We start from the raw sequence: 13,736 nt of genomic DNA on the forward strand, positions 1-13,736 counted from the left end.
CGGTACGCCGGCCAGCGTGCGCCTTCAACCCTATCTGATCCTGCTTGCGAGCCATGTTTTATAGGCATCGACCCTGGTTTCGACCCCGGTTGTGCAATCGGACGATCCGGACGAGGTGATCGCTACCTGGATGATTTTTCCGTTTTCGATCAGGAACGCCGGTCCGCCCGAGTCCCCCTTGCAGGTATTCTTGCCCGGTACGCCGAAGCGCACCCGCCGGTTTTCTACGTGGTTGACATACCATGAACCCTCGCGCTTGACCCCGGAGCCCACCGGCTGGCTGTCGACGACGTCGTAGCCGTAGCCCACAAACGTGAGGCTGGTCTGCTTGTCGACCAAGTCCTTCCAGTTCGGATTGCCGTCGTGCAGCGGCAAAGCGGCGATATCGGCGGGCTGCGCAAGATACACAAGCCCGATGTCGTCCTCCAGGGTTTTGGCGTTGTACTCGAACCCGGAGGCGCTGTCTTTCGGGAAAGCAAGTTCCGAAACGGCTACCGGGCCGAACGTGGGCTGTTGGAGGTTTGCACCGATCAGGAAGGTCATTGCGGCGAGTTGCTTTTCGTATCCATGCAGGCAATGCGCGGCGGTGAGCACGGTACTCTTGCCGATGAGCGTACCGGTGCAATGAAGCTCTCCCTTGAGCAGGAGCGCGCCGACACTCTTGTACGAACTGGTCTGCTTGCCGCCGCCGATGTAGGGTTCCAGTTCCCTTTGAGAGGCCAGTAGTGGCGCCTTCCTCAGGTTCACGTCCAGCCGCGCGGAATTGCCTGACTGGTCGCTGCAGCATGCCCCGGTGTTGGCGGCGTTGCTCGCGAGCGCAGCGGACAGATAAAAAATGGCGCCCGGGCGCGCCTGGATCTTGAACGAGCTGGCGTCCGCCGCCGTGGGGGCAAGCGCTTTCCCGGCCTGGTCCGTCATTTTGACGGCCGGCGCGGCTCCCTGCGCGGCGACGCCCACGTCGACGATATAGAAAGCGTCGGCCGCGTCGGCTGGGAAGGTGATCTCAATGTCGGCCGTCGATTGGGCCACCGAATTGGCGCGCGTGTCGTGGCCGAACACGACGACGCATTTATCGCTGGCGCACATGCCGCAGGTGCGGTAGTGGCCGCCGATCGCGGTGGCGCTGGCCGCCATCTGGATGCTCATGCCGTCCTCGCGCTGGCCGAGCAGCACCACATCGGCGGCGCCGGACGCCGTACTGCGCCGACCATAGACCTCGCACTGGCTTTCTTCTTTGCCCAGCAGCAGTGCGGCGAGCTTCGCGCTGCCGTGGCTGATTTCCGGCTTGGCGCCGAAGGCGGTCAGGGTCAGTTCATTGCGCTGGCTCAAACTGAGCGAATATGGCTCGGCCGCCACGGCATGATGGACCAAGCTGAACAGGAACAGCAGGCCGATGCAGCCATCGATGGCGCAGGTGTGCACGGCCTGGAAGCGGGGAGCGCTGATCATGTCACTTCTCGCTTTCTTTGGCCGCCGCAATCGCTTCCTTGATCGCAGTGGCTTGGGTCAAAAGCGCTTCGGCAATGTCGAGCCCCGACTTGGTGCCCGGGTCCTTGTCCGTGGTCACCGATACGCCGCATTCCGAATGCGCGTTGATCTTGCCTTTGACGGGGAAGTTTACCAGCTGGAAATAGCGAGGATCCGATATCTTGACCGTTTTCGTAAAGTGACCGGCGTCGCCCAGCGACACGTGCACCGTTGCGCTGCGGCAGGCCGCATACACGAAGGCGCTCACCTTGCCCGACAGTGGCAGTGCCGAGATCGCTTGTGCATCCCTGGGCAGTGCGCCGAAGTCGATCGTGGCCCCGGGCACCGCCACGCCTGACCTGGCGTCGCGTTCGATCCGCTCGGCGACCATGATGGGCAGCGGCCTGACGATCATGGGCAAGTTCGACAGCCCGAGCCCTTTTGCATCGAAGCCGGCCGCTTTGACCGGGATGCCACCGACCTTGGTGATCAGCTCGACCCGGTTGTCGACAACTTCCGTTCCCGCTTCCTGCACCATGTCGGTGTTGTCGAACTTCTTCAGGTTCAGGTTGGTACGCACGCCCCACGCGTCGGCATGCTCGACGCCGAGCTTGAATTCTTCGTACTCGACGGGGATCGATGTCATTGTCAGGCTGGCGGGATCGAGCTTGCCCGATTTGCCTTTCTGGCCGCCGTCGATCCTGATATGCGATTGCTGCAGGGCGAACGAATCGAACATCGTCGCGTGCACATCGCCCGGCGAGGCAATTTTTCGGTACTGGACGCTGGGCGCGACCGCGCATCCGCCCAGCATGAGCGCGCACGCCGCCACGGCTGTTCGGCGCACGGTGTTCAATTGCAGACGGGAAATGGGACGTTGGGACATGATCTTCTCCATGATGAGCTTGGCTGATTGAGGCGAATTCCCTTTGGTGCCTAGCAAGCATAGGAGGCCGCGCCCGTGCTTTCCATCCGGCTGATGGCCTAGCCGAAGTCGGGAACGGTCGCTATGTGTTGTGCTAACATGGACACAAGGCTAAGCCATCTGGACTTGGCGCGGAAATATCAGGTCGGGGGAACGCCGTGCGTGTTTTGCTTATCGATGATCATCATCTTTTCCGCCAAGGGTTGAAATTCCTGCTCGCCGACCTGGAAGCGGGTATCGCGTTTGCCGAAGCGGCCACCTTGCCGTGCGCGCTCGCGCATGCCGGGGAGCATGCGCCCGAATTGGTGCTGGTCGACCTGCATATGCCAGGCGAAGATTCGATGGGCGTGCTCACCGCCATCCGCGCCGCCTTCGATGCGTCGATGGTCGTGGTGCTGTCGAGCGAGGACGATCCCGACGTTATCCTGCGCGCCATCGAGGCCGGTGCTTCCGGCTATGTGCCGAAATCGTCAACGCCCCAGATCCTGATCGCGGCCTTGCGCCTGGTCATGGCTGGCGGCATCTATATACCGCCGCCCGCCTTGCGCGCGTTTGCCGCCCCGGCTGCCCCGCGCCCGCCAAGCTCGCGCGAATGCGAGAGCTTGTCCGGACGGCAGATGGAAGTATTGCTCAAGGCCGTGCAGGGCAAGGCCAACAAGGTCATTGCCCGCGAAATGCAGCTCTCGGAAGGAACGGTGAAGGCCCATCTGTCGGCGGCGTTCAGGACGCTTGGGGTGCAGAACCGGACGGAGGCGGTGTTTGCCGCCGCGCGTATGGGCTTGCAGGCGGACGTGCGCCCGTCTTAGGTGGCGCCCGGTCGAAGTTCAGGTCGAGTTGCCCGTCCGGTCCCACGGTTACCAGCGTAAATCCGGCGTCTTCCTTGTACTCGGTGTAGGCCACGCAGTGGATCAGCCGACAACTGCCCGTCACGTCGTCCACATGCTCGAAGCAGGAGTAGTCGGGGCTTGCGGCAAATTCGTCCTCGCGCGCGTTGGCGAACGGGTAGGGCGCATACAGCGGCGAGGCATGCACCGAGCGCACCTGCACCAGGCGTTCCCCGCACCAGAGCGTGAGCCTGGTGTCGCACGACAGGTGTTCGTCGCCTGACAAGAACACCACATGATCGATCTTGTTCATGACGATATGCGCCAGCAGCTCCGCCATGGAAGCGGGATAGCCTTCCCAGCCGTCGCAGCGCAGGCGGGCCACCTCGCCCGCCCCCAGCAGGGCACGCCGGCGCAGTCCCAGCATGGAGGAGGTGACCACGAATCTGGGACCCTCGTGCGCTTCGAGCAGCCACAGTTTCAGCGCGTCCATCTGCGCCTTGCCCATGATCCGCGCCGCTCGCAGGTTGCGCAGCGAGCGCGCCTCGCGTTCGCTGCGCGTGTCGGCCATGAAGAAGCGCTGGCCCGCGTTCTCGAAGGGGTACCACATCGCGTTGTCCTGCACGTCGTAGGCGCGCTGGTATTTGCGGTAGCCCTCGCAGCCGGCGATTTTCGCGGCGCGCGCCGCGCCGTCGGCGTGCGGAGCCCAGTTGTCGCCGATCTCATGGTCATCGAGCATCATGTAGGCGGGCCGCTGGCGCATCACCTCGCGCACGTGACGATTCGAGAACAGTTTTTCGTAGGGCCGCTTGTAACGGTCGTCGAGCGCGGTAGGGTCGAACAGCCCGGCGCTGGCGTCGCTGTAGATCTGGTCGCCCGCCAGGACCAGGAATGCGGGCGCGTCCGCGGCCTCGGCGCGCAAGCGCGCCGCCAGGCGCGCGTAGGATTGGTAGGCCGGTTCGCTGTCGAGCAGGCCGGCCGGATACTGGCAACTGCCCACGGCGAACGTGATGCGCGGGCCGCTATCGGTTTGCGGCGGGGCCAGCACGCCCGCCTCGAGCTGGGCGGCAGGCGTGTTCTCAAGCAGGCGCTGCAGCTCCTGGCGCAGCGCGTCGGGCAGCTCGCTCCATTCCGAGGGTTCCGCCTGGGCCGGACGCGGCCACCTGCGCCGCTTTTGCAGCCGGCTGCGCGGATCGAGCGAACCGGAGAACCTGGACATCGCGGCGCCGGGCGGGCCGGCCACGACCAGCGCTTCGTCGTACACGATCAGCACCAGCGTTCCATCCGGGCCGGCCAGGCCGGGATCGCGCGCGATGCGCAGCCAGCCGTCATCGTCGGCGTGCGGATCCCATGCGCGGCAGGCGGGCACGAAACCGTCGGCATTGACGAAGTGTTCGTCCATGCGCATCACAGGCACGCACAGCACCTTGGTGGGATTGGGCAGCACCGGGCTGCACATCAGGCTGAACTGGTCGCTCCCCGCAGCGCCGACCGGGTTGCCCTGGCTGGCCGATCCTATCCATACCGGCCCGGCAGCCGGCACCAGCAGCAGGGGAAGCCGCGGGGCCGCCTGCGCCGGCGCCTGGCCGATGCTGTCGTCGCCGGCCAGGAAGGCCGCCACCGGCGCAAACACCTTCACCGCGCGCCTGCCGAGCCAGCTGTCCTGGTGGCCGAAGCCGGGGATTGGCAGCGTCCGGACGGTGCAGTGCGCGTCGCCCAGCACCGCCGCCATGCGCGCCAGGGTCGCCACGCTCGACAAGCCGTTGTGCGTCCCGTGGATGCACAGGGTGGGGAAGCGCCAGCGCGCCAGGCGCGCGCGCGCGACGTACACGTTGCGGCCGGCGCGGTTGGTGATGGTCTTGCGCCGCGCAAAGTGGATCGACTGCGACACCGTCACCAGATTGAGCGGGCCAAAGAAGTCGTCCAGGTTGTCGAGGATGTTGCGGCCGACATTGGCCAATTCGAAATCGCGCCCGTACAGCGCATCCATGCGGTGGCGGGTCCCGGTAAAGCTGGTGTCGGCGAAAGGCCACCACGGGTTCTCGATCGCCAGTTCGTGGCGCGGGTAGGGCATGGACGAGAGCAGGCGGTCCAGCAGTTCGTCGCCCAGCGTGGGCTCGCCCTCGACCCGGAAGGTGTAGGCGATGCGCGGCAGGATACTGCTCACGTAGTGCATCAGGTAAGCCCGGAACACATTGGCCTGGGTAAACACCACCAGCGGCCCGACCTGCGACAGCACCAGGCGCCGGATACGCGAGGGCAGCAATGCGCGCTCACGGTAAAAACGCTCTCCCGTTTTCAGCTCGGCCAGGACGGCCATGCCGGTCATCGCGCCGCCCATGCAGTGGGCCATCAAGTCGACCTGCGCCTGGCCGCTGGCGCGGCACACCAGGTCGATGGCGGCCGGGATGTCGGCCAGCGCCACCTGTTCGAAGCTCCACGGCAGGCGTGCGAACGGCAGGCCGCTGCTGGTGCGCAAGTCCAGCACCCACACATCGCGCCCCGCGTTCCACAGATAGCCGGCCAGGTTGGGATTGACCTTCGGGTGCGAAAAGGCCGTGCCGCTGGTGCTGTAGCCGTGCACCAGCACCACCGGCGGCTGGACCGTATCGGCGCGCTGGTAGCGCGTCAGGCGCGCGCACACCCGGGCGCCGTCGGGCAACTGGTCGACCGGCACGTCCGAGACCTGCGGCGCGGGCAGGCCGGACACGATGCCCGGCATGCGCTGCGGCGTACGGGCGCGCGGCGCGTCCGGCTTGCGGAAGGTCCACATGTGCACATTGAGCACCACGCGCGCCAGCAGTCCCGCCAGGCCGATGAGATCGAGCAGGGCCGAGGGCTGGTCCTGCTGCGTGATGATGCGCAGCAGCGGCGCGTTTTCCTCCACCAGGAAATCGGTATCGAGCGTGAGCCGGGCGCTGCCGGCGAGCCCGGGGAACTCGGTCAGCTCCAGTTCGGTCAGCTGGGTCCAGGGGTTGGACAGGCAGGCGTAGGTCAGGCGCTTGTGCCCGGCGATGCGACCGTGCAGCCGCGGCCCTTGCGCCGCGCCGCCCAAGGACGGCGCGGCAATGTCGAGCTGGTAGTCGAAGCGGCGCACTTCGCCTGCGCGCGAGGCGAGCATGGCCAGGCTGCGCAGCCATTGCCCGAGCCCGTTGCGTGGCGGTTCGCCGGCTTGGCGGCGCCGCAGCAGCGCCCGTGTGCGCCAATCGTTGCGCAGCAGTTGCCAGGTGTCGCGCGCGCCGCGGTTGCGCAGCCAGGCGGCGGCCCCGCGCAGGATGCGGCGCCATGGGCCGCTTGGCTCGCGCTGCATGAAGTCGAGCTTGCCGGCCAGCGGCGCCAAGGCCAGCGCGCCGGGCCGCCTGGCGGCGCCGCCCTCGCGCTGGGTGACCCATTGCTCCCAATCGTTCAAGTCGAATACCGCCACCTCGCTGTGTGCCTGATCCACCAGCAGCGTGCGGCGCAACTGCACCCCGGCGCCGTCTTGCGGCAGGGAGAGCTTGGCCACGTCGCAGCGCGCATAGCGCAGGGTCAGCTGGACCATGTACTGGCGGCGACTGCCATCTTGCGCGCGCAGCCAGGCCGGGCCGCTGAGGCGTTCGACCACGTCCACCTCGGTCGGCGCCGGGCTGGCCGCCGCGCAAGCGGCGCGCATGCGCGGACTGGGCGAGAGCGCCGGCGGCGCGCGGTCGCGCCCGGTCCCGGCTGCTTCATAGTCCCACTCTGTCAGCAGCGCCCGCGTGGCGCGCAAGGCGAGCGCGGCGATGGTCAATGCGGGATTGACGCCGAGCGCGCCCGGCACGATGGCGCCGTCAAGCACCACCAGGGTGCCCGCCCCGGCGTGGGTCGGCCCCAGGTGGACCTGCCCGATCTGGTTGACCACATAGCCCTGGTGCTCGGGACCGATCGCGCACCCGCCCAGCGGATGGGCGGTAGTCAGGGGGCCGCGTTTGGCCACGATCATGTTTTCCATCTCGGCGGGGAGCAGCCGCCATACTGGATTGGGCAGCACGGTCTCGCGCACGGACGGGGCCGACTTGCCGCGCGGCTGGGCGGCGACCGGGATGGCCTCGACCTGTTCGGCGAACAGCGCATGGTCGCGCAGGGCCGGCCAGCGCACCCGGATCGCGCCGTCGCCGCATGCCTGGCCACCCTGGTCCGTCAGTTCCAGTTCGCCGTCGGCGCCGTCGTCGCCCATGATGGCCAGGATGGTGCTGTGAGCAATGGCCTGCGCATTGACGGCGCAGGGATCGACGCCGTCCGCCGCATGCACCGACCAGTCGATGCGCCCGAGGTGGTGCAGGGCGGCGGCGGTGGTACTCATTTCTTCGAAGACGCGGCGTAGCGCGGCCGGCACGGCCAGTTCCTCGAAGCACAGGCGCGAACCCTGCGCGCCGGTGGTCTCGATGCGGGCGGTGATGGTGGGGCCGATCCGGCGCTGGTCCGGCGCGATGCGGCCGTCGGCCACGGCGTTGGCCGGCGCCGGGTAGTCGTAGGCAACGGCGATCATGTCGCCGTTGCTGGAAAAGCCCTGGCCCAGGCGCGGCGGCAAGGGCAGCTCGCCGCTGCGCGAGCGCAACAGGATCTCGGTCGAGCCGAACGTGCCGGCCGCCAGGATGACTTTGCGGGCGCGCACCTTGAATGCTGAAGGATGGCGTCGCCGCAGCGTGGCGTCGGTGTAGACCACGTGCAGGCACCAGGCGCCATCGACCGCTTCGATGTTGAGCACCGTGGCGCCGGTGTAGATGCTGGCGCCGTTGGCCCTGGCCCTGACCAGCAGGTTGGTGTCGAGCGAGAGCTTGGCGTTGTGGTTGCAGCCCGTGGCGCAGTCGCCGCACTGGATGCACGCGTCCATGTGCACCCCTGCCGAGTTCGCGCCGCTGACCATGGCCACCGAAATCGGCACCGCTTCGAAGCGGCTGTCCTTGCCCATCCGCTCGTGCAGGACCTTGAGCGCCTCGAACTTGAGCGGCCGGCTGGCGCCGCCCGCATAGTCCGCATGGCGCAAGATGGTATTGCCGGCCGGGGTGTCGAGCAGGGCGCGGGCCTCGGCGAAGCATTCGGCAAGGCCCGGCAGGGCGATGCCGAGCGCCTCCAGCGTGCGCTCGTCCGGTTCCAGCATGACGCCGGCGTTGATCAGCGAGCCGCCGCCCAAGCCGTTGGCCACGAGCGCATTGAGGTCGGGGCCGAGGCGCATGTCGAACAGGCCTTCCGGCTTGCCTTGCGGCCCGGGCGTGGCGGGCGTGGACCAGCGCAGGTGGCCCGGGATGTCGGCGGCGCCGGCCGGGAATGCGCCGGGAAGGTATTCGCGCCCGCGTTCAAGCACGCACACTGTCACCGGCTGGCCGTCGGCACGCCGGGTTCCGGCCAGCGTGGCGGCGGCGATCGACCCGCCGTAGCCGCTGCCGACGACGACCACATCGAAAGCCGGCGCGGGCGCACTGCCCGAGGGCGGGTGCAGGGAGGCGAGCAGCTCTTCCACGCCGCGCGAGAGCCACTGCGTGCCTTGTTCATTGCCGGTCTCAGTCATGTGAAGGTCCTGGTTCGGGGGAGGTGGCCGGTATCGCGGAGAGCGCGTGGCGCAGCTGGTCCAGGACGACGGGCTTGTGCAGCAGGGGGATATTGGCGGCCTGCGCTTCGCGCAGGCGCTCGGGCGAGGTGTCGCCACTGATGAGCAGGGCGGCGATGTCGGGGGCGAAGGCGCGCACCTTGGCGATGAGGGCGATGCCGGACTGCGCGCCGCGCAGGCGCAGGTCCGACAGGATGAAGTCTGGCCTGCCGGCGTGCACCGCCGCCAGCGCGTCGGCTTCGCCTTCGGCCAGCGTCACGCGCGCGCCCAGGCCTTCGAGCAGCAGGCGCATGCCCTGGCGTACCCCTTCCTCGTCGTCCACCACCAATACATGTCGTCCGGCAAGGTCGGCATGCGCGTGCGCGTGCGCCGGCGCGGCAAGGGCTGCCGGTTCCTCCGGCGCGAGCGCCAGCACCAGGTAAAAGGCGGTGCCGATGCCCGGGCGCGACACCATTTCCATGCGCACCCCCAGCAGCTCGGCCGTGCGGCCCACGATCGACAGGCCCAGTCCCAGGCCCTTGCCGCGGTCGCGCTCGGGGTTGCCGACCTGGTAGAACTCTTCGAACACGCGCGCCTGTTCGTCGTCGGCGATGCCGACCCCGCTGTCCTCGATCGCCAGCACCGCCACGCCGCCCTGGGCACTGACCGACAGCGCGATATCGCCCTGCAGCGTGTACTTGATGGCGTTGTCGACCAGGTTGCCCACCACCCGCGCCAGCAACACCGGGTCGGTGGTGACTGCCGCCTGGCTGGCCTGGCAGCTCACGCGCAAGCCCTTCGCCAGCGCGATGGGCTCGTATTGCTGGCAAATGCGTTCGATCAGCCCGGCCAGCTCCACCCGGCACGGCTGGACCGCCACCACGCCGGCGTCGAGCTTGGAAATGTCGAGCAGGGCGTCGAGCTGGGTGCCCAGGCTCTCCAGGGCCAGGTCGATATGGCGCGAGATGTCGCGGCTGACCGGGTCAAGCGGGCGCATGGCCAGCGACGCGGCAAACAGCGACAGTGTATGGATCGGCTGGCGCAGGTCGTGGCTGGCGGACGCCAGGAAACGTGTCTTGGCCCGGCTGGCTGCCTCCGCGCGCTCGAGAGCGGCGCGTAGTTCGCGGTTCAGGCTGGCCTGCTGCAGCCGGATGGCGAAGGACTCGCAAAACAGGCGGTAGGCGTCGTCGGCCAGCGACAGAAGCACGGCGCCGAACAGGGCCAGGATGAGGGCGATGGCCAGCGCGAACGGCTGCGGCCCCGGCGCTTGCGCCGTCGCCAGCCAGCGCGCGACCAGCGCCCCCATGACCGGCAGCGCATACGCGAGGAACAGCGCCCGGTTGCCGGCCGTGGTCGCCACCGCGCCGGCGCACAGGCCCACCAGCAGCAGGCTGGCAATGGCCAGTGGTAGCATCGCCTCTTGCGGGAAGAACAGCAGGCCGGCGCCATGGGACAGGCCATTCATGGCATTGAGCGCGACGGCGACCCGCATGCGCAGGCGCAGCGGCACGGCGTGCATCGCGGGCAGCCGTCCCAGCAGCGAACGCCGCGCCATGAGCATCGTGCCCAACACGGCGACCCAGGACAGCAGTAAGGGCGACGGCCATCCGGGATACGAGGCCAGCCATGCCATGAGCGCCGCCGCGAGGAAAATCGGCAGCGGCAAACGCCGGCTCTGCTTGGCCAGCAGGCGCAGCAGTTCTTCGTCAAGCAGGTCTTCCGCGCCTTCGGGCTGGGCAGGTCTTGGCATCGAACATCCTCCTGGCGGTGGGCGACGGTAGGGTCAGGTGACGAAAATACACCATTTACACGCCAAAACCAATTGGCCGGATGGCTATCCCGTCCGGATGGCCTACCCATGCGGACGGCGCCGCACTGGGCGCGGGACTAGCCAGTGGGCGAATGGCGCCGTGCGGCCTTCCTTCCTATACTTTCCGTGTCGATTGGAGCGGCGAACGAGGGGACGTCAATGACATACCACATGAACAGGAAACGCATCGGGCGCAGCGCCGTCGTGGCCGTTGCGCTGATGGGCGCGAGCAGCGTGGCGCCGGCTGCGCAGGCCAAGGGCACATGGGGCCGGACGATCGGCACGCTGTGCTTCGAGGGCATACCCGACACGGCCCGCAGGAGCACCGCGACATCCAACGACAATGGCGTGGAGGTGGCCCATTTCAAGGTCGACTATGTCCACAAGGACAACGAGCCGTGGCCGCTCGTGCGGGTGTTCAGGGATCTTCCCGGCGTTCCCCACCCGCTTGCGAGCTGCCGCGAATTGACCGGGCAAGTCGTTTTTGAAGGCAGCGTCAAGCGCATGGCGGTCGACGCGGGGCGCGAAACGGCGGCGGGCGAAGCGAAGGCGGTCTTCTACTTGCCCGAAGGCAGCCTGCGTATCGAACTGGTGCGGGCCAAGGCTGTCATGACATTGTACGGCGGCAGCATGCAGTTGGGGCGGAGCGCGGACAAGGTTACCAGCGGCAGGGCCTGGATCAGCAATGCCGGGCCGATCGTTGCGCAAGCCGGCCAGCCGGCGCAGGGTGGCATTGCGCTCGCATCCTGGGGGCGCGAACTGGCAGGCGCCAGGATCGTCATGCCCGGTACGGAGACGGCGCAAACGCTCGACCTCACGGCGGGAAACAGCAACACCACGGTCTTGCTACCGCTCGCGGGCGGCGCCGCCAGTTTCCTTGACGGCGTATTCAGCGCGAGCAATGTACCGTTCACGGCGGCCAACGTCGCGTTTCCGGGAGTACAGTTCGGCACATTCAAGGGAGCGGCAAACGCGGTGGCGTTGTCGGCAAGCAAGGGCAAGGTCCGGTTCGAGGCAAGGAAACTGGCCTACAGCGCGGCAAGCGCGCGCTTTGCGGCCCCCCATTCGAGCGTGGCGACCGGCGCTGCCAAAGGCGCTATCGCCAGCCTGACGGCCAGCGCCGGCAATGGCGGCGACCACATCGCGCTGGACGATGTCGCCATCGCCGGGCTGCACACCGATGCCGGCGACTGCGATTACCGCTACGATGGCGCGCCCTTGGCCGCCGCCGCCGCGTGCAAGCTGGCCGTGGCGAGCGCCGCAGCCGGCGCGCAGGGCTGGCGCTTCGAGGCGGGCAAGCCGTCCGCGGCGTTCGCGCCCGCCGTCGTACGCTCGGCGGGCGCTGTGGTGTTGACCAGCATGGTCGATGGCGGCGCCGAAACCTTCGACGGTGTGGTCAAGGATGCCTCGGTGCGCCTGGGCGCGCTGGAACTTGACAAGCAACAGGTTTCGCTCGGCAACCCGGCGCAACACGACAAGCGGCTGCGTATGCCGTTCTCGTTCTCCGCCGCGCCCGCGACGGGGGCATGGTCGCTGGTGCTTGCCGACGGCAAGCTATCGGTCGAAGGTACTTTGGAGCAAGCCAGCGCGCGCGGCGCGCTCACGCTCGATCCGGCCGATGCCGGGGCGTGGGCGGTCGATGTCGACAAGGACGGGCTGGCCTTCAGCGGCAAGGCCAGCGTGACGCACCAGCCCTGGCTGTACGGCGCCAGGCCCGCCTTCGGCGCGCTCGGCCTGGCGTTCCGGGCCGCGAGCGGCTTGCATGTGAGCAAGGATGGCGCAAGGGGAACCCTGTACGCCCGCGCCGGCGCGCTGGTGCTGGCCGATCCCGTCCTCACCCTGGGCGAACAGCAGGGCGGCATGGTGCTCACCGGGCCGCACAAGTTCGACGGCGCTGTGGGCCTGCATGTCGACCTGGCCAGCGGCAAGGGCAGTATCCACGACGGCTTGCTGCATGTGAGCCAAGTCAGCCTGGCCACCAGGCCGGGCCTGGCGGGCGACCTCGGCGCCATCCGGATCCATCAAGGGGAAGCGTCGGTCGGCGAACTGAGGGCCAATTTCGACGGCGGCAAAGGCGCCTTGTCGATCAAGGACGTCGCGCTCAAGGCCGAGCGGCTCGAATCGAAACCACTGGCGCCGGACGCCGGCGCCGGCAACCAGCTGGCCTGGTCGGGGGTGCTGCAAGACGGGACCGGCATCGAATCGATCACCGGCGACATTGCCCGGCGCGGCGACGATGGCGCGCTTACGGTCGAGAACGTGGTCATTTCCAACGCCAGGCTCGCGCTGGCCGACATCCGCATGGGGCAGGGCGGCGCGCTGCGGTTTACCGGCGGCAAACTGGCGCTCACGCTCGAGCGCCTGGCCGACAAGGAGCTGCGCGCCAGCTTGCTGCTGACCGACAGTCGCCTGTCGAGCAGTACGCCCAGCGAGCATGGCAAATTTGACGCCAACGTCGGCATCAAGTCGTTCTCCGCGCAGGTGACTGGCGGTACGCCGGCCGCGCCCACCGGCCAGGGCCGGCTCCTGACGACGGCATTGCAGCTGCAAACCGATACCAGCATCGAGATCAGGGAAAGCTGCGACGGCAAGCCCGATTTCCAGGGGGTGCCGGCGCGCGCCGCGATTGCCACCGGTCCTATCGCGCTCGACCTTGTCATCGACGGCGGCGCGCTCAAGGGCCAGGGCGCGGCGCTGGTAACGCTCGCCTCGCTGCGCAGTACCGCAAGTTACGAATGCCGGGCCAAGCTGGTCAACTGGGTCATTTCGAAGGAACGCCGCGCGTATTACGACTACCCCTGCCCCACATGGCGCAAGCCCTTGCGCATGTGCGATGGCTGGACCATGATCGCGCCGGAGATCAGCGTCGGTTTTTCGCGGGTGATCAAGATCCGCTCGCTCGATGTGGCGGGCATGTTCAGCGTGATGTCGCTCAAACTCGACGGAACGGGCCAGATCAAGGCCTGCGGCAAGGCCGGTGCGATCGTCCCCCTGGCCGACATTTCCTACTATATCAAGCCCGACAGCAGCCTGCCCCTCGCGGACAAGGTTATCGACGCCGTGACCGATTTCACCGCGCGTCCGTTTTCGTCGGCGCTGGTGTCCGGGATCGGCGTGTTGGCCGGCGCTATCCTGCCCAACACATCTGATGGCTTGTGCCTGTAG

General features: G+C 67.9%; 6 protein-coding genes. 2 read left to right on the top strand and 4 right to left on the bottom strand.

The window, feature by feature from the left end:
• Positions 1–30: 30 nt before the first annotated feature.
• Both F2P46_RS00350 and F2P46_RS00355 read right to left on the bottom strand, forming a co-directional pair.
• Positions 31–1,449 carry a trypsin-like serine protease gene (locus tag F2P46_RS00350; RefSeq protein ID WP_166884200.1) on the bottom strand — a complete coding sequence of 473 codons (1,419 nt, stop codon included), beginning with the start codon at positions 1,447–1,449 and terminating at the stop codon, positions 31–33.
• A 1-nt stretch (position 1,450) separates the two neighbouring features.
• Positions 1,451–2,353: a hypothetical protein gene (locus F2P46_RS00355; RefSeq protein WP_166884202.1), complete on the bottom strand. Its 903-nt coding sequence runs from the start codon at positions 2,351–2,353 to the stop codon at positions 1,451–1,453.
• 197 nt (positions 2,354–2,550) lie between these two features.
• On the opposite strand from F2P46_RS00355, the gene F2P46_RS00360 reads away from it, so the two are divergent.
• Positions 2,551–3,198, top strand: a complete 648-nt coding sequence (locus F2P46_RS00360) for a response regulator (protein ID WP_368737860.1) — start codon at positions 2,551–2,553, stop codon at positions 3,196–3,198.
• Here F2P46_RS00360 and F2P46_RS00365 read toward each other — a convergent pair.
• Both F2P46_RS00365 and F2P46_RS00370 read right to left on the bottom strand, forming a co-directional pair.
• A complete protein-coding gene (locus tag F2P46_RS00365; RefSeq protein WP_166884206.1) occupies positions 3,113–8,743 on the bottom strand; it encodes an alpha/beta fold hydrolase in 5,631 nt (1,876 codons plus the stop codon). The genes F2P46_RS00360 and F2P46_RS00365 overlap by 86 nt on opposite strands.
• Positions 8,736–10,511 carry a hybrid sensor histidine kinase/response regulator gene (locus F2P46_RS00370; protein WP_166884208.1) on the bottom strand — a complete coding sequence of 592 codons (1,776 nt, stop codon included), beginning with the start codon at positions 10,509–10,511 and terminating at the stop codon, positions 8,736–8,738. The genes F2P46_RS00365 and F2P46_RS00370 overlap by 8 nt, the downstream gene beginning before the upstream one ends.
• 231 nt (positions 10,512–10,742) lie before the next feature.
• Between F2P46_RS00370 and F2P46_RS00375 the strand changes: the two genes are divergently transcribed.
• On the top strand, positions 10,743–13,736 hold the full coding sequence (locus F2P46_RS00375) for a hypothetical protein (RefSeq protein WP_166884210.1): 2,994 nt from the start codon (positions 10,743–10,745) through the stop codon (positions 13,734–13,736).

The sequence above is a fragment of the Massilia sp. CCM 8734 genome, assembly GCF_011682155.1.
GTDB classification, from domain to species: domain Bacteria; phylum Pseudomonadota; class Gammaproteobacteria; order Burkholderiales; family Burkholderiaceae_D; genus Telluria_A; species Telluria_A rubra.